The organism is Wolbachia endosymbiont of Drosophila simulans wHa (assembly GCF_000376605.1).
GTDB classification, from domain to species: domain Bacteria; phylum Pseudomonadota; class Alphaproteobacteria; order Rickettsiales; family Anaplasmataceae; genus Wolbachia; species Wolbachia pipientis.
Genome location: NC_021089.1, coordinates 781,630 through 799,610 on the forward strand (window position 1 = coordinate 781,630; position 17,981 = coordinate 799,610).

Annotated in this window: 14 protein-coding genes and 1 tRNA gene; 11 read left to right on the top strand and 4 right to left on the bottom strand. The window is 35.8% G+C overall.

Annotated elements, in window-relative coordinates:
* Window positions 1–2: 2 nt before the first annotated feature.
* Window positions 3–884: a 4-hydroxy-tetrahydrodipicolinate synthase gene (gene dapA / locus WHA_RS03530; protein WP_015589196.1), complete on the top strand. Its 882-nt coding sequence runs from the start codon at window positions 3–5 to the stop codon at window positions 882–884.
* A gap of 38 nt (window positions 885–922) precedes the next feature.
* On the opposite strand, the gene ligA is transcribed toward dapA, so the two are convergent.
* Window positions 923–2,911: an NAD-dependent DNA ligase LigA gene (ligA, locus tag WHA_RS03535; protein WP_015589197.1), complete on the bottom strand. Its 1,989-nt coding sequence runs from the start codon at window positions 2,909–2,911 to the stop codon at window positions 923–925.
* 214 nt (window positions 2,912–3,125) lie between these two features.
* On the opposite strand from ligA, the gene gltX reads away from it, so the two are divergent.
* The 7 genes from gltX to WHA_RS03570 all read left to right on the top strand — a co-directional run bounded on the left by gltX (window position 3,126) and on the right by WHA_RS03570 (window position 11,844).
* A complete protein-coding gene (gltX, locus tag WHA_RS03540; RefSeq protein ID WP_015589198.1) occupies window positions 3,126–4,448 on the top strand; it encodes a glutamate--tRNA ligase in 1,323 nt (440 codons plus the stop codon).
* Window positions 4,449–5,254: 806 nt separating this feature from the next.
* A complete protein-coding gene (gene dnaE, locus WHA_RS03545) occupies window positions 5,255–8,584 on the top strand; it encodes a DNA polymerase III subunit alpha (protein ID WP_015589199.1) in 3,330 nt (1,109 codons plus the stop codon).
* Between the two features lie 48 nt (window positions 8,585–8,632).
* On the top strand, window positions 8,633–9,406 hold the full coding sequence (locus tag WHA_RS03550; protein ID WP_015589200.1) for a 30S ribosomal protein S6: 774 nt from the start codon (window positions 8,633–8,635) through the stop codon (window positions 9,404–9,406).
* Window positions 9,406–9,681 carry a 30S ribosomal protein S18 gene (rpsR, locus tag WHA_RS03555; protein WP_007548890.1) on the top strand — a complete coding sequence of 92 codons (276 nt, stop codon included), beginning with the start codon at window positions 9,406–9,408 and terminating at the stop codon, window positions 9,679–9,681. The genes WHA_RS03550 and rpsR overlap by 1 nt, the downstream gene beginning before the upstream one ends.
* 7 nt (window positions 9,682–9,688) lie before the next feature.
* A complete protein-coding gene (gene rplI / locus WHA_RS03560) occupies window positions 9,689–10,243 on the top strand; it encodes a 50S ribosomal protein L9 (RefSeq protein WP_015589201.1) in 555 nt (184 codons plus the stop codon).
* A gap of 236 nt (window positions 10,244–10,479) precedes the next feature.
* Window positions 10,480–11,772, top strand: coding sequence for an adenylosuccinate lyase (purB, locus tag WHA_RS03565; protein ID WP_015589202.1), 1,293 nt, complete (start codon window positions 10,480–10,482; stop codon window positions 11,770–11,772).
* Window positions 11,772–11,844: transfer RNA gene (locus tag WHA_RS03570), tRNA-Met, on the top strand. The genes purB and WHA_RS03570 overlap by 1 nt, the downstream gene beginning before the upstream one ends.
* A 170-nt stretch (window positions 11,845–12,014) precedes the next feature.
* Here the strand turns inward: WHA_RS03570 and WHA_RS03575 are convergent.
* A complete protein-coding gene (locus WHA_RS03575; RefSeq protein WP_015589203.1) occupies window positions 12,015–13,295 on the bottom strand; it encodes an iron-containing alcohol dehydrogenase in 1,281 nt (426 codons plus the stop codon).
* Between the two features lie 42 nt (window positions 13,296–13,337).
* On the opposite strand from WHA_RS03575, the gene dapE reads away from it, so the two are divergent.
* Window positions 13,338–14,534 carry a succinyl-diaminopimelate desuccinylase gene (gene dapE, locus WHA_RS03580; protein WP_015589204.1) on the top strand — a complete coding sequence of 399 codons (1,197 nt, stop codon included), beginning with the start codon at window positions 13,338–13,340 and terminating at the stop codon, window positions 14,532–14,534.
* Between the two features lie 117 nt (window positions 14,535–14,651).
* Here the strand turns inward: dapE and nth are convergent, their stop codons facing one another.
* Together nth and icd are read right to left on the bottom strand one after the other, a co-directional pair.
* Complete coding sequence (gene nth / locus WHA_RS03585) at window positions 14,652–15,290, bottom strand: endonuclease III (protein WP_006279797.1); 639 nt, start codon at window positions 15,288–15,290, stop codon at window positions 14,652–14,654.
* Window positions 15,291–15,317: 27 nt separating this feature from the next.
* Window positions 15,318–16,754 carry an isocitrate dehydrogenase gene (icd, locus tag WHA_RS03590; RefSeq protein WP_015589205.1) on the bottom strand — a complete coding sequence of 479 codons (1,437 nt, stop codon included), beginning with the start codon at window positions 16,752–16,754 and terminating at the stop codon, window positions 15,318–15,320.
* Between the two features lie 145 nt (window positions 16,755–16,899).
* On the opposite strand from icd, the gene WHA_RS03595 reads away from it, so the two are divergent.
* Together WHA_RS03595 and WHA_RS03600 are read left to right on the top strand one after the other, a co-directional pair.
* On the top strand, window positions 16,900–17,436 hold the full coding sequence (locus WHA_RS03595; protein ID WP_006279799.1) for an RDD family protein: 537 nt from the start codon (window positions 16,900–16,902) through the stop codon (window positions 17,434–17,436).
* A 22-nt stretch (window positions 17,437–17,458) separates the two neighbouring features.
* A complete protein-coding gene (locus WHA_RS03600; protein ID WP_006279800.1) occupies window positions 17,459–17,935 on the top strand; it encodes an RDD family protein in 477 nt (158 codons plus the stop codon).
* The last annotated feature ends 46 nt before the right edge of the window (window positions 17,936–17,981 follow it).

Consider the following 17,981-nt stretch of genomic DNA (forward strand, 5'->3'; position numbering starts at 1 on the left):
AATTGAAATCTACATTTTTATGGACTGCTTGTGTTACTCCTTTTAATTGCAATGGAGATAGTATAGATTATAGCAGTTTGCAGCGTTTACTGACAATGCAAGTTAAAGCTGAAAATGGCGTAGTGTTGCTGGGTAGCACAGGTGAGAGCCTATCGCTTACTGATTCTGAAAAGCGTACATTAGTTGAATTCGTATGTAAGCTAAAATTAAATACGAAAATTATAATTGGCGTACCAGGAGTGAATCTATATCAGACTCTTGAATGGCTTGATTTTTGCAAGGGTATGCCTATTCATGGCTATCTAATGACAACTCCCATTTATGCAAAGCCCGGAATTATGGGGCAGACTTTATGGTTTGAAAAGCTGCTTGAGAAAGCACATGTGCCGGTTATGTTTTACAATATTCCATCAAGAGCAGGAATAAATCTTCACGCTGAAACTGTACGCAACTTATCTAGTCACGAAAAATTTTGGGCTATCAAAGATTCAAGTAGCACTGTTGATACTTTAGCTCAGTATAAGAAAGTTGCACCAAATATTGAGGTCTTTTGTGGAGATGATAATATGATATCCGATATGGCCGCTTATGGTGCGGCTGGCCTGGTTTCCGTTGCTTCCAATGTTTGGCCATATGTAGCACATGAATATGTTAAGAAGTGCCTCAATGGCAGGAACCCTCAGGCAGATATCTGGCAACAGGCTTGCGAAGCGTTATTTACTGCCAGCAACCCAATACCTACTAAAGCACTTTTGCATGATATTGGTCTTATAGAACATCAAACTGTCCGCCTACCGCTCAGCACAGAAGACTTGCCTTCTGTTGAAAAATTGAGGCAAGTCAATAAAATGATTCTTGGATGGAAAGAATTGGCTACTCTCTAAATAGTCTTGCAACTTTGATTTAATATACAATCCAAGTTTCATTTGAACACTCCCAAACTTATCACTTTATGCCACTGGTCTTCATCTAAAATTTCTACACCTAATTCCACTGCCTTTTTATATTTGGATCCTGGTTTTTCTCCTGCAATTAGGTAGTCAGTTTTAGCAGAAAGATGTGAGCTGACCTTTGCTCCCAGAGTTTTGGCTCTTACTTTTGCCTCTCCTCTACTCATAGCAAGTAGCTTACCAGTAAACACTATAATTTTATTATTTAAAACAGAGTTACTAGAGTTGGAGCTCACAGGAAGAATTTGAAGACAAGCAGTAAGATCATTTAACATTTTGATGTTATGTTCCTTAGAAAAAAATGATTCCAAAGATTCAGCCACTTTTTTTCCTATGCCGTCTATACTGACTAGCTCAGTATTATCTGATGACAGTTCAATCATCGAATTATACCAGTTATTATAAGAAACATAATAATCTGCAAGCAATTCTGCTGCAACTTGACCAATAAATCTAATACCTAAAGAAAATATAAACCTATCTAGAGTTATTACCCTTCTGCTTTGTATAGAATTTAACAAATTAGCTATAGATTTCTCGCCCCAGCCAGACTGTCCTTCCAGATTAAATTCATCCAATTTTTCTTCTAAAGTAAAAATATCATGGATTTGTTTTATCAGACCAAGGTCGTAAAAAAACTCTATCTGCTTATCACCAAGGCCAACAATGTCAAATGCATCTTTCGATACAAAATGCTTTAGTTTTTCTATTATTTGAGCTTTACAGGCAAATTCCTCAGGACATCTTACTGCCGCCTCTCCCTCAACCTGACGTACTTTACTACCACATTCAGGGCATACTTCAGGAAACACAAATTCAGGTGTATTTGGAAGACGAGAATCTCTGCTTACTTCAACGATCTGGGGAATTACATCACCTGCTCTTTTGATTGTTACAATATCTCCCTCTCTTATGTCTTTACGTTTTATCTCATCTTGGTTATGCAGACTTGCTCTACTAACTAGCACCCCACCAATATTGACTGGCACTAAATCTGCAACTGGAGTTAAAACCCCTGTTCTGCCCACCTGTATAAATATCTTATTTAACTTTGTTTTTGCATAAACCGCAGAAAACTTGTATGCAAGTGCTGAGCGCGGTGCTTTGTGAGTATTCCCTAGACGATTTTGTAGTACCAAATCATTTACTTTATAGACTATTCCATCAATATCATAATCCAAGTTATAGCGACAGTTATAGACCTCGTTATAGAACTTCAGCATTCCATCTAAACTACTCGTTAAGGACTGATGCTCATTTACGCAAAAACCAAGTGCCTCAAGCTTATTTAGTACCTCACTTTGACTTTTCTCTGCTCCACCAATTAAAGAATAAGCAAAATATCTAAGTGGTCTACTTGCTGTAATGTTTGCATCCAATTGCTTCAGAGAACCAGCGGCTGCATTTCGAGGATTGGCAAATTCATCGTTTTCATTTAACTTTAAAAAGTCGCTGTTACCGATGTATATTTCACCTCTTACTTCTAGTCTTCCTTGCACACCTTGCAAAAACTTAGGAAAGCCTTTTATTGTTGCAACATTGTGAGTGACATCTTCCCCTACAAAACCATCACCTCGAGTTGCAGCTTTAACAAATCTTCCATCCTCATAAATTGCAGAAAACGACAACCCATCAATTTTTGGCTCACATAATATCTCTATTTTGTCCTCAATTAAAAACCTCTTTATTTTAGACAAAAATTTCTCTACACCTTGTTCATCATAAGCATTCTCAAGAGAAAGCATAGGTTCTTGATGTTCCACCTTAGAAAACCTCTCATCAGGTGGAGCACCAACACTATCTTGTGTTGCATAAATTTCTGGCTCTATTTCAGCTAACTTTTTCTTCAGTTCATCATATTCAGCATCACTTATTTCTGGCTTATTTTTTTGGTGATACAAAACATTATGATAATTTATTTGATCTTGCAGTTTTTCTCTCATCTTTTCTAAGTTAGTCATGATACCAATATAATGCTACATTAGCCTTTGTCGTCAAGCTGTGAATTTTCTTGAATTTATCATATGGTCTTAATCCATCAAATATCAAAGGTGCCACAATGCTATAGCCATACTTATTCTTCTCTCGCTCAATTGTATTAGCAGATCTCACTTGCTTTAGCCATATATTTATATAAAATTAAAATAAATTAGAGTAAACAATATTGCTGTTTAAATGCTAACAAGATTCGCTCCAAGCCCAACTGGCTACCTCCACGTAGGAAACGTACGAACTGCCTTGGTTTGTTGGATGTACACACGCAATCAAAATGGAAAATTTTTACTCCGTTTTGATGATACTGACCTTCAGCGTTCAGATGTCAAATATATAAATGATATCATACAAGATTTGAAATGGATTGGTATCAATTGGGATGCAAGTTTCAAGCAATCAGAGCGCTTTGAGCGTTACAATGAGGTGTTTTTGCAGTTAATAAAAGAAGGGCATATTTATGCATGCTATGAAACAAGAGAAGAGTTAGACATTAAACGAAAATTGCAGTTAAAACAAGGACTTCCCCCTGTATATGACAGAAGCGCGTTACTTCTAACTGAGCAAGAGAAAATTAGTTATGAGCAAGAAGGAAGAAGACCACATTTTAGATTTAAGTTGGATAGAAATGAGGTTGTTAAATGGAATGATGAAGTTAAAGGTGAAATAAATATTGCAACCAGTAGCATAAGTGACCCTGTGGTAAAAAGAGAAGATGGAATTTACACATACATGTTACCTTCTGTTATTGATGATGTTGACTTTAATGTAACCCATGTTGTACGCGGGGAAGATCATGTAACTAATACCGCAGTTCAGCTCCAAATGATTAAAGCATTAAAAGCGAAAATCCCTACATTTGCTCACCTTTCTCTGCTACATTTTGATGATAGCAAGATATCCAAGCGAGCCGGTGTGCTAGATATCAAATCTATAAAAGAAGATGAAATTGAACCGATGGCACTAGTTAGTTATTTAGTGAAGCTCGGAACATCCAATCCAATTGAAGCTTGTGCCTGTATGCAATCTTTGATTGATTCATTTAATATTAAAAAATTTAGCTCAGCATCTGTACAATTCAGCTTGAGTGAAATATATAAGCTAAATAGCAAAGTTCTGCAACAAATGCCATTTGAAATGGTGCAAGACCGTTTAAATCAAATTGGAGTGGACTCCTCAGAGTTTTGGTATTTTATAAGGAACAATATAGAAAGGTTTTCTGAGGTGGCCAAGTGGTGGAAAATATGCAAATCTGATATAGAGCCTGTGATTCTTGATAAGGAGCTTATAAAAATTGCGTTCAATGCATTGCCCCAAGGTGATTGTAATGAAAACACGTTGTCAGAATGGGTCAAAACTATTCGACAAACAGTGGATATAAAGGCAAAAAACCTATTTACGCAGTTGCGTTCAGCTTTAACAGGAACAGAAACAGGACCAGAGCTCGCTAAACTATTAATTTTTATCGGCAAAGAAAATATCATTGCAAGGTTAAAAGAAAAGTGAAAACTAAAGAATTATAGCTAATGCAATCCCTACGTCATACCGCGATTCATTCGCGGTATCCCTTAACATAGATCCCTTACTTAACCGTCATACCTTAACATAGATCCCGCTAACACGTAGCGGGATGACGAGCTTATCGTCACGCCGCCACGAACCGTCATACCGCGATTCATTCGCGGTATCTCAGCCGCTAACAAGAGATCCCGCTAACAAGCAGCGGGATGACGGTTGTCGTTTAGCCATAAACATTAAGAAATTTACCAAATAAAAAAAAAGGCAAAAGAAGCCCCGTGGTTATTATCCGCTTTAAAATATTGGCGTTTTTTATGTTTTAAACGCTTGACAAGCAAGATTTAGCTGCTTTTAATTGCAACTAACCTACGCTGCAAATGTTTAAGAAATTTACTAAGCAGAAAAAAAGACAAAGAATCCCCGAGTTAGCTAGTCTTTTACTATCTCTGTCGAGTATTGGCATTTTTTGATGTCTTGTAACGCTTTATAAGCGCGTTCAGCTTATTTAGATAAAAATCTAGATGTAGATGAAGTTTTGTAAAGACATACAGTATCTATATACTGCAAAAAAATTGAACATAAGACGCCGATACATTAAGTAATCCTTACCTTTTAATCTGCAGATTGGCGAAAGCAAATACAATAGCTTCACTATCATGATAAGGGCGCTGGCGAAGGGTGTCAAGTAAGTTTTTGTATTTTAATTTTAGAATTTTATAGGCTTTTGTTCTCATGAAAATTATGTTCTCATGAGTAAATTAATGTTATCCTTTTTTGTTGATCTAAAGTTTCTTATGTTCATACACTTACGTGTTCATAGTGTTTATTCGCTGCTTGAAAGCTCGGTTAAAATTGAGGAGCTGATCGGCCTTTGTTTGCGAAATAAAATGCCAGCGGTTGCAATTACTGATTCAGGTAATTTATTTGGTTCACTTGAGTTTGCAGAATATGCGGCAAGTAGGGGAATACAGCTAATAATAGGATGCAATATTATAGTTAAACATTCAGAACAAAATTTACCTATATTATTGCTTGCAAAAAATGAGCAAGGGTACACTAATTTAGTCACTTTGGTGAGTGAGTCTTTTAGAAAGCGCAAGAATAACAGCGATATTCCTTACGTTGATTTTGATGAGCTATTGAATTTAAGTACGGGTCTGATCGCTTTAACCGGTGGATGTTTGGCTCAACTATTGTTGGGGCAAGATAAAGAAACGGTTGAAAAACTGCTTTCAGCATTTAATGGTCATTTATATGTTGAATTGCAGCGTCATGGGCTGAGCAAGGAGCTAGAGCTTGAAGAAACTTTAATAGATTTTGCTTATCAGCACAATATACCACTGGTTGCAACAAATGATGTATTCTTTACAAATAGATCTGACTATGAAGCTTATGATATATTAACGTGTATATCAGAGGGTAGTTATGCTCTCGAAAATAACAGGAAAAAGCTAACCTCTGAGCATTATTTCAAATCTGTGGCAGAAATGGAGGAGCTGTTCAGTGATATTCCTGAAGCAATTCATAACACTTTAGTAATAGCTAAGCGGTGCTCTTACATGCCAAGAAGCAGGCAGCCTATTCTGCCTAAATTTCCTTGTAGAGAAAATAAAACTGAGAATGAAGAACTGAGGGAGCAGGCAGTTGCGGGATTAGAATTCCGCATTACGAATGAGACAGACATAGACCTTAAACAATACTACGATCGGCTAAATTACGAACTAAGCGTAATAACTTCAATGAATTATTCCGGGTATTTTCTAATAGTTTCTGACTTTATCCGTTGGAGCAAAGCAAATGGCATTCCAGTTGGTCCAGGAAGAGGCTCTGGTGCTGGATCAATTGTTGCTTGGGGCTTGCAGATTACAGACCTTGATCCAATAAAGTTTGGCCTAATATTTGAAAGATTTTTGAATCCTGATCGTGTATCGATGCCTGACTTTGATATCGATTTCTGCCAAGAGAAAAGGGACCTGGTTATTGATTATGTTCAGAAAAAGTACGGTTATGTTGCTCAAATAATCACTTTTGGAAAATTGCAAGCAAGGGCAGTATTGCGTGATGTTGGTAGAGTATTGCAAATGCCTTACTCTCAAGTGGATAAAATATCTAAAATGGTTCCATTTAATCCAGTAAATCCTGTAACTTTATCACAAGCGATAGAGTTTGATCAAAACCTGCAGAAAGAGCGGGATAGTGATGAGGTAATTGCAAAGCTTCTTGATATATCTCTTAAGCTTGAAGGAATATATCGTCACGTTTCAACCCATGCTGCTGGAATTGTAATATGTGATCAAAAGTTGGAAAATTTTGTTCCTGTGTACTACGATCCAAATTCGGCTCTGCCAATCACTCAATACAGCATGAAATATGTGGAGAAAGCTGGGCTAATAAAATTTGATTTTCTTGGGCTTGGTACGCTAACGCTAATAGATCATGTATGTCGTTTAATTAATCGTGATGGAAAAAAGATTGATATTTCTTCAGTTCCTTTAAATGACCAAAAAACCTATGAGATACTCTCAAGCGGTGATTCAATTGGAGTGTTTCAGCTTGAAAGTTCGGGAATGAGAGAAGCTTTAATTAAATTAAAACCGGACTGCATTGAAGATATTATCGCTTTAATTTCCCTTTATCGTCCAGGACCTATGGATAACATTCCAACTTATGTTGCAAGAAAACATGGACTTGAAAAGCCAGATTATATTCATCCGTTACTTGAGGAAGTATTAAAAGAGACATTTGGGGTAATAATTTACCAAGAACAAGTGATGGAAATAGCCCGTATTCTTTCCGGGTATAGCTTAGCGGAAGCAGATCTGCTGAGACGTGCCATGGGTAAGAAAATCAAGGAAGAGATGGATAAACAACGTGAACTTTTTGTCCAAGGGGCAACAAAAAATGGCGTTGATTATGACAGAGCAAGTTATATCTTTGACCTTGTTGCAAAATTTGCTGGTTATGGGTTCAATAAATCTCATGCTGCAGCATATGCGGTTATATCTTATCAAACGGCTTACCTTAAAGCTAATTATCCATTAGAATTTTTTACAGCACTAATGAATCTGAATATTGATGATAGAGATAAACTGAATTTATTTTATCATGCAGCAAAGTTTAGTGGCGTTACCGTTCTTCCACCTGATATAAACAAATCTAAAGCTGAATTCTCAATAGAGAACGAACGCATACGTTATGGTATTGCTGCCTTGAGGAATGTTGGTTTTTCTATAGCGGAAGGAATAGTGAACGTACGTTCAAGCGCTTGTAAGGACATATGGGAATTCATTCAAAATTCAGGTCATATAATAAATAAGAGAGCGCTAGAAAGCCTGATTAAATCCGGAGCATTCGATAGCGTGCATAAGAACAGAAAGCAGCTATATGAGTCAATGGACACGCTGATTTACTTTGCAAATAAAAACAAACAGGATAGAGAATCAAGTCAAGCTGCTTTGTTTGGTAGCCTTGATGTCCTCAAACCGAAACTTGAGAATGTGGAAGATTTTGATGAAGAGAAAAAATTAGAGCATGAGTTATTTTCACTAGGATTTTATTTAACTAATCATCCACTTGAAAAATTTAGAATTCTTCTGGAAAAGTTAAATATTGGGTTTATCGGAGAAAATAGAACAGCAAAAACTGCTGGGGTAATATTAAATGCACGTATGAGAACTTCAGAGCGTGGAAGGTTTGTTATCCTCACACTTTCCGATCCCCATAACGTTTCTGAAATAGCATTCTATAATAATGAAATAATAGAAGAAAAAAGAGATTTATTTTCACCAGGAACATTTGTGATAATTGATCTTGAAGCTTCGGAAAATACGACAAGATTAGCAGGCAAGGATATATCTGAGTTTACAAAAAGAATCGCTTCTACAATAAAAGAATTAGTTCTCACCACTGAGTGCACGGATTCGCAAAAAGCCGCTATGGAATTAAACGCAATATTGAAAGATGAAGGCAGAACCAAAATAATGCTAAGACTTCTTCTCGAAAAACATAAAGTGAGCATCTTATTACCAGGTGCGTACTCAATTGCTCCTCAAGTTATGTATGAAATATCTAACTTAAGCTGGATTAAAGGCGTAGAAATTAACACAAATAACTTGCTTATATAAAAAAGCTTTATATAATGAAATGTTTAATCGGTATTAAAGGAAGATATAGTGAATCTTTATGAATTTACTTTTATAACACAACAAGGATTATTACAGCAAGAAGTAGAGGAAATGGTCCAAGAGCTAGCTGTTTCATTGAAAAATATTAAAGCAGATGTTATGTTCCAGCAAATCAGGGATATTCTGAAAAAAGGAAATGACAAGCTTACAACACAAGAGTTAGAAGTGCGTGCTGAAAACATTAAAGAAGGTCTAGTTGCTTACTCTGATTTCTTGGAAGATCTTACAAAAATTTTATGGGTTGAATTGGAAGAAGATCTTTCAAATTTGAAAGAAGTGAAGTCAAAAATCGATAAAGAGTTGAAAGATGACCTAAAAGATTTAGGAATAACGCAAGATTTTACAAAATTTCTAGGAGGCAGTACTAAAAGTGCGTTTATCCATAACGCAGTAAATGCTTTGAAGAGAAGTATTTCAGAACATCTAATAAAGATTTTTCAAGATATTTTGAAAGATTTTAGAATAAACGGTCCAACTCAATCGAGCAAAGCGTTGGAAATGCTTTTGAAAAACATTGAAGCATCAGGATTAATCAAGTATGAACATTGGGGTCTTTTGGATTTTGCATATCACAAAAATAAAATGAAGAGCGGTCATTATTGTATAATGTGCATAAGTTCTACTGCAAGCATTCTGGATGAATTTATGCGTAGAATGAAACTTAATGAGAACGTTATTCGCCACTTTCCTGTGCAGGTTGATAAAATTTTTGAAGGTAAATCTCATATGATGAATAAACAAATTGAGGAGCAAAGCGCATAATGATGAAAAGACGAAATAGTTTTAATAATTCTTACGTATCTGTAAATAATAGGACTGGCTTTAGGCGTTCTAAAGTTTGCCCTCTTGCTGCGTCTAAAGATGAAGACATAGATTATAAGAATATAGATTTATTATCCAAGTTTACCTCTGACTATGGTAGGATATTACCTAGAAGATTAACAGGCGTATGTGCAAAAAAACAAAGGAAGTTACGCTTAGCGATCATAAGGGCACGTTTTTTAGCTCTTATTCCTTACTGTACTAAAAAAGTTTAGGTAATTTATGTTGATAATTTTAAAGGAAAATATAAGGACTTTAGGTAAGCTTGGTGAAGTTGTCAAAGTTAAACCAGGTTATGCACGTAATTTTCTTTTTCCACAAAGAAAAGCGGTGAAAGCTACCAAGGAAAATTTAACAAAGCTAGAGGAGCAACGTTTATTACTGGAAGAAGAGAATATAAAAAGATTAAATGTAGCAAAAGAGCTTGCATTGTCACTACATGATAAGTTTGTGGTATTGATAAAGCAAGCTTCAGAGGATGGTAAAATTTTTGGTTCTGTAACAACACGTGAAATTGCGAAAATTTTACTACAAGAAGGACATGTGATAGACCACCGTAGTTTATCTTTTGGTGGAGTAACCATCAAAAACTTGGGTGAATACCAAGTAAACGTAGAATTACATAGTGAAGTAGTAGTACCAATTACTATATACGTCGTGAAATCCGAAACAGATGCAAATGAGCTAAGGCAAGTAAAATTGCAAAATCAGAAGTCTGAGCAACAAGAGGCAGAGCAAGATGCGAATAAAGAAGCTGCTGATGGTGATGATAGCTGATCAAAGATGATCCCTTGTTATAGCCGAAAAGAAATGTCTGCCATGGCTAAGCTGGTGTCATCCCAGTGCTTCCCTCATGTCATCCCAGTGCGTGACACTGGGATCCAGTTTATTTCATCATGGACATTATTTTATGCTTCTAGAATCCGTTGTCCATTGAATAATTTGCAAATACTTTTATACCTGGATTCCAGTGTCACGCACTGGAATGACACCATTATTGGAATAAATCAAAAATGATTCCCCGCTATAGCAGAAAAGAAATGTCTTCCATTTGGGAGGGAAATAATAAATTTAATATATGGCTTAAAATAGAAAAATTAGCGTGTGAAGCTCAAGCAAAGTTAGGAGTGATTCCGAATAATATTGCTGAGAACCTCTCTGGTGCTATTGAATTTGATGTTGAATGTATCAACGAAATTGAATCCATTGTAAAACATGATGTTATAGCTTTTCTGACATATATTGCTAAAAAAGCGGGAGTTGATGTTCGTTATCTTCATTATGGAATGACAAGTTCTGATGTTTTGGATACATGCCTTGCGGTGCAACTGAAAGAGTCCTGTGATATTTTGCTCGAGAATCTAAAAAATTTACTTGCAGCATTGAAAAAAAAAGCTGAGGACTATAAAGATATTGTTTGTGTTGGACGCAGTCACGGAATGCATGCAGAACCAACAACTCTTGGAATAAAATTTGCCAGATTTTATGCTGAATTTAAACGCAATTATCAGAGATTAATTAGCGCGCAAAAAGAGATCTCAATTTGTAAAATATCAGGTGCAGTAGGCAATTTTGCAAATGTTGATCCGTTTGTTGAAGAATATGTAGCGAAAGAAATAGGACTCATACCTGAAATCATATCGTCTCAAGTCATTCCTCGTGATAGACATGCTATGTTCTTTTCAGTTTTGGGAGTGATTGCAAGCTCAATAGAAAATGTTGCTGTTGAAATTCGTCATTTGCAAAGAACTGAAATCGGCGAAATTTCTGAGCATTTTTCCACGGGGCAGAAGGGAAGCTCTGCTATGCCACACAAATGTAATCCTATTTTAAGTGAAAATCTGACTGGACTCTCACGTTTAATACGCAGTTATGTTTTTCCTGCGTTAGAAAATGTTGCATTGTGGCACGAACGTGATATATCACACTCGTCTGTGGAAAGATGCATTGCTCCTGATGCTTGTATAACAATGGATTTTGCTTTAGTGCGATTAACAGATTTGATAGATAAATTGGTGATCAATAAGGAAAACATTGAAAAGAACTTAAATTCTTCAAAAGGTTTAGTTTTCTCACAGCGTGTATTGCTTGAGTTAGTAAATAGTGGTTTGGCGAGGGAAGAGGCGTATAAAATTGTTCAGAGCAATGCAATGAAAGTGAAACAAAACAACAGTGATTTTCTGGCCGAATTGAAACAAGATAAACCCTTACTTAAGGTTATTAACTCGGAAAAACTTGAATCTTTGTTTGATTTGAAGTATTATACGAAACATATAGATCGTGTGTATAATAAGGTTTTTAATTAGGCTGAGTAGCTCAGTTGGTAGAGCAGGAGGATCATAATCTCTTGGTCGGGGGTTCAAGTCCCTCCTCAGCCACTCGAACTAAACTATGTTTAGCAAAGCAGTGCTACTGGTGAAACCCAGTGTCAGTTACTTGGAATGAGTTGTATATCCACTCAGGTGAGGAGACAATGGATAAGAGATTGTGAAAAGGGTTTAGCTTTTGGCCTATGATCTCTTTAAATGACAGAATTTCACTACAAAACTTAACTTTCTTCTATGCAGTTAGCTAAGTCAAGAAAGGTGAATCTATCTCTTGTTGTAAACGCAAGATCGACCACTTTACAATATTGTTCTTTATTCCAACTGAGGTGCTCTGGTAAGTGTGGAATTGATAGATCTTCAAATATTTTTTGCAGGTGTTTTGCAGGTAGTAAATTTTGCTTAATTAAACTGGAAATATTATGCCATTCTTTACAAATAATCTCTTGGATTTTTTGCTGCATAATTTGCTTCTGTTCAAAAGTTCTTACAAATTCGATATTATCAAAGCACTGAGTTATATGTTCTACATCTAAAGTGGTCAGTTTGATAATCGGGTTTTGTATTGATAATATCTTTTCCTGCAAATTAGCCATGGTAATCGTCGTAACAGCAATTTTTTCGCCATGTAGTAAGGAATGATCTCTTGTTACCATTTCCATTGCGTGAGCTATCATATGCTCTCCTTGGCTTGCAGAATAGCTGCCTTTTGATATTACCATTCCAAGTCCTGAAATTAGTAGAACTTCCATAAGTAATAGGACCACTTTTCTACTTCTTTTAGTAAGCGCCGTATACTCTCTTAGCAAAATTTGCTCCAAATCGCGAACAAGTGTAAAAGGTAATTCATTGTATTCTGTGCCAAGCAACAAATGAGATAGTAGCCAGTCAGCCTGAACTGTTGAACGACAAATGAAATCTGCAAATCCGCTTAATGTGAGACGCAGTGGTGCATTGGCAAGTATGTCTATATCTATATATACTGCTCTTGGAAGATGTGCTTTGAACGATTTTTTATATCCATTTACTAATATTGAAGCATTTGCAGAGGTATATCCATTCATAGAAGCGGCTGTTGGGAACGATATATAATCTTTTTTCTCGAGGTAGCTTGCATATTTGCAGATATCGTTAACAGTGCCGCTACCAAATGCAACTATTAAGTCACTGTCTTTTGCTTTGTTTCTAACTAGATTTACAGTTTCAAGAGAGGCAGCTCTGCTTGGTGTCATGCAAGTAGCTGACACTGGAATCCAGGAAAACAACTTATGGATTCCAGTGTCACGCGCTGGAATGACAGGTGGAGCTGGAATAATTAAGTTAGGAATTTTATTAAGTACGTTTTTGTTTAAAAGTTTTGCTGTATTTTTATCTGCAACTAGAAAGACGTCATTTCCGTGTCGTGTGCATATTTCATAGATATCATCAGCAAGGTAGTAATCTGTTATTACTTCCCTTAGAAAAGTTTGTTCGGTTTGATGTAATATTTGTTTTAAATAGTGCATAGAGTGTTTACAATATAGCAGTATAAGTATTTTAAGATTGACATGAAAATTGACCCTGTAGAGCTAACTAGGAAATTGATCTCTTTTGAGAGTATAACACCAGAAGACAGCGGGGCAATAGAGTATATAGCAACAATCTTCAAGAAGAGCGGCTTTGATTGTGAGATTTTAGAATTTGGTGATAAAGTTAAAAATCTTTATGCGAAATATATAAATGGAGTACCAAATTTGTGCTTTGCTGGGCACGTTGATGTTGTACCACCGGGTCAGTTAAAAGATTGGGCATTTGGTCCATTTAATCCAGAAGTAAGGGATGGAATGCTATATGGAAGAGGGGCCGCTGATATGAAAAGCGGAGTAGCTGCATTTATTGCTGCTATGGTAAATTTGATTGCAGAGAAGTTTCAATTTAATGGTTCGATAAGTGCATTGATTACCAGTGCTGAAGAAAGCATGGAAGAATATGGAACAAAGGCAGTTTTGGAATGGATGAAAAATAAGCAGAAAAAGATAGATTTTTGTGTGGTTGGCGAACCAACCAGTAGTGAGAAATTAGGTGATACCATAAAAATAGGCAGAAGAGGTTCTGTAACATTTGAATTAATTTGCCATGGAAAACAAGGGCACGTTGCCTACCCAGACCTAGCAGACAATCCAATATATAAGGTAATATCGATATTGAGTAAGGTAAAAAATACTACTTTTGATCATGGTAATAAATATTTTCAGCCTTCACATTGCGAAGTTACTACTATCGATGTTGGAAATAATACTAGCAATCTAATACCTGGCTCAGCAACTACACGTTTTAACATTCGATATAACAATGAACAAACACCGGGTGGCTTATATAAGCTGATTGATGAAATATGCTCCAGTGTAACTAGCGATTATAAACTTTCTGTGCATAGCAGCAGGGACGTTTTCCTCTCTACTCCCGATAGAAATACTGATATTATGCTTGATGCAATAAGTAAGGTTACCAACATTGATGCTATACTTAGCACAAGTGGTGGCACATCTGACGCTGCGTTTATCAAAGATGTTTGTCCAGTGATTGAATTTGGTATAATCAACAAAACCGCACATCAGATAAACGAATGCGTATCAGTAAACGATATACACAAGTTAACAGCTATATATAAGGAATTTATAGAAAATTATTTCAATCCCACTAATAAAATATTGAATCAGGTCAACGTGGTTAGGAATATATCTAGTGGTCCATTGTTAGCTTAGATGTAATCAGATCTCTTGCATAACTGTTGTCTGAATAACAACTGGTGTCATTCCAGCAAAATGTGTCAAGTAAGTTTTTTCGTTTCTATAGCTACTTGGATGACAAAAGAAGAAATACTAGACTTTATACCTTTTGCACTCAAATTCACATAAATCATGAATTATGCACGTTTCACACGAAGGTTTCTGTGCTTTGCAAACATATCTACCATGCAAAACTAGCCAATGATGAGCATAAAGCAGGTATTTTTTGGGAACCACATTTAAAAGAGATTGCTCTGTTTTAAACACATCTTTTTCTTTCACAAGCCCAATTCTATTGCTCACTCTAAAAACGTGAGTATCAACTGCCAATGTTGGAATGCCAAGCCCCGAATTTAAGAACACATTAGCGCTCTTTCTCCCCACTCCAGGCAAAGACACCAAATCATCAAAATTAGTAGGTACTTTGCTGTTGTATCGTTCTACCAATATTTTACTAAGCCCGATTATATTTTTTGCTTTGGAATTATATAAACCAATACTGCTTATGCATTTTTTCAGCTCACTCTGCCCAAAGCTCAGCATTTTTTCTGGCGTATCAGCGATATTAAATAGTTCTCTTGTAATTTTATTAACGCTTACATCAGTTGTCCGCGCTGATAAAACTATCGCAACCAGTAACGTAAAATGATTGGTATAATTTAGCTCTATTTTTGGCGCAGGATTTGATTGTTGAAACTTTTCAAATATTAGTTCTACTTTTTTTGAGTCCATCTCATTTACCACACCTCTTTTAAATATTTAAACAAAGAACCCCTCTTTCCCATCATACAAATACAATTTGTCCATTCTCACCACGTCAAAATTGTGTTCTTCGAGTTTGATTAGCAAGTTATTTACATCACTATTTGTAATAGCTTGCTTTTCATTATTTGCGATAAACCTACAGGTTATTTGGTCACTTGAAGGTTTTGAGTTTCCTGGCCAAATCGCAAGTCCTTTTGAGTATATTGCTATCATTTGCAGATTACTTGATTCAAATAATCCTACTATTTGATCAACATTACTGGATTTGTCCCAAGCGAGAGTTATATCACTACCCACTAGCTTTTTAACTTTGTAATCTTGTTCGTAATTGTCTAGTACTTTATTTATTTTACTATCCAAATTTATTTTACTATCCGAACCACTGCCAATTATAAGCTCAGCAGGTTTCTTTCCTAAATTATCTATAACAGCTTCTGCAAATTCTTTGGTACCAACTTTCTGTTTACTTCTTTTCTCCTTATATAAATCGGCAGTGTGTATTCCATCCTCCAAAGTCTTGAGCCATGCATCGTAGATTAGTTTTGCAGTACCCACTTGACCTATGTAAATTAGCATATGCACTGCAGCATTTAAAAGACCAGAAGGATTGGCTATGTTTTTTCCTGCAATATCAGGGGCAGAACCGTGCACTGCTTCAAACATTGCGTATTCATTCCCGATGTTGCTACTTCCGGCAAGCCCCACAGATCCAGAGGTTTGTGCGACTATATCTGATAATATGTCGCCATATAAGTTCTCGGTTACTATAACATCAAAATTCTCCGGTTCTGTTGCAACACGCGCCATTCCAATATCAACTATATAATGTTCTGCCTTTATATCTGGGTATTCCTTTGCAATGCGATCAAACGCGGCATGGAAAGTTCCGTCAGTCATTTTCATGATGTTATCTTTAGTCAGGCAAGTTACTTTTTTTCTGTTGTGTTTTTTTGCATATTCAAAAGCGTACCTGCATATCTTCTCTGAGCCAGATCTAGTAATAATTTTAGTGCATTGGTAAGAGTCACCAGTGAGCCTATGCTCTATTCCGGTGTAAACGTCCTCTTCATTTTCACGTATCACTACGATATCAAACTTATCGAATTTATTTTCTATAACAGGATGATATGAAATGCATGGTCTGATATTTGCATACAACCCTAGATTTTTTCTGAGTGCAACGTTTAAGCTTTTGTGCCCTTTACCTTGAGGAGTTGTTGTCGGAGATTTTAATAATATTTTTGTCCTTTCAATTGATTCCCAACCACTTGGAGAAATTCCGTGAGACCATTCTTTACTGTAAACACGCTCCCCTATTTCAATAATATCTATTGAGATTTCCGCTTCTGCTTCGCGCAATATCGACAGCACCGCTTCCATGATTTCTGGTCCGATACCGTCGCCATATGCAACTGTGATTAGTGTTGACATAACTTCCCTAGTTATAAATGATTTAATATTAATTTAAATAATAGAGTGGCACAAGTAGCTAATATTACCCAAGTTAGTATATTTACGGTTATTTAATAACGTATTTTTATATCATATGATGATATTATGAAATATAGGTGGGGTTATGAATACTGAAATAAATGTTAAAGTAAATTATGTAGGATTTACAAGGCGTATTGTAGCAGAAATACTTGACCTCATCATATTTTCCCCTCATTTTATCTTCGGTTTTATCTATGGTGTATTCATCGTATCATTACAAGATCAAGATAAAGACTCTTTTCAGGAACTTGCACAACTAGCAACAGAAATACCATTTATAGTTTCTACAGTGGTCGCAACATTAGTACTAACAATATCCAAAATATTAATGGTAACAAAACTTGGTGGTACCCCAGGAAAACTATTGTGTGGTATGCATATTAAAGATGCTAATACATTTACAAATGTTACCCTTATGCAAGCAACAATAAGATGTATTTCTAAGGGAAGCATCTGGATTATTTTTCGCTTTTTGCTTCATCTGCATTATCATGGTTATACTTTTCTATATCTTTTAATTGTGCTAATTTTATTTTTGTTTGCAGTATTTGATCAACGCAAACAGACTTTTTACGATAAAATTGCAAAAACAGTAGTGATAGACTATAAATCTAGTTGATATTTTTCTTTATAGGTAGTACATGGATAAAAAAGTAAACTACTCAACGATGACAAGACGTACTCTAGCATTTATAGTTGATTGTATTTTATTTATCGCAATACCATTTGGTTTAATGGCGGTGGGTTTCTCACTTACACACGCAATACAAGGGATCATGGGTGCAATAATTGTAATCACCACGATTGTATTTTCTTTATTTTTAATGATACCATGTATATTTCATATATTCATGCTAGTAAAATTTGGCGGCACTCCAGGACACTTGTTATTTAGCATGCGTGTAAAAGACAAAGATACATTTGAGTCAATCACTACAATGCAAGCAATGAAAAGGACTATAGCTCTTTTTATAATTTATTGCATATCACTTTGTAATCCCATTTTATTCTTAGCTATACTAATCTTAGTTTTAGTATGTGCAGTAGGTGATGAACATAAACAAGCTTTTCACGACAAAATTGCAAACACGGTAGTGATAGATTATAAACCTAGTTGATATTTTCCTTTAGCTGTCTGCCACCAAGGGTGTCATTCCAGTGTCA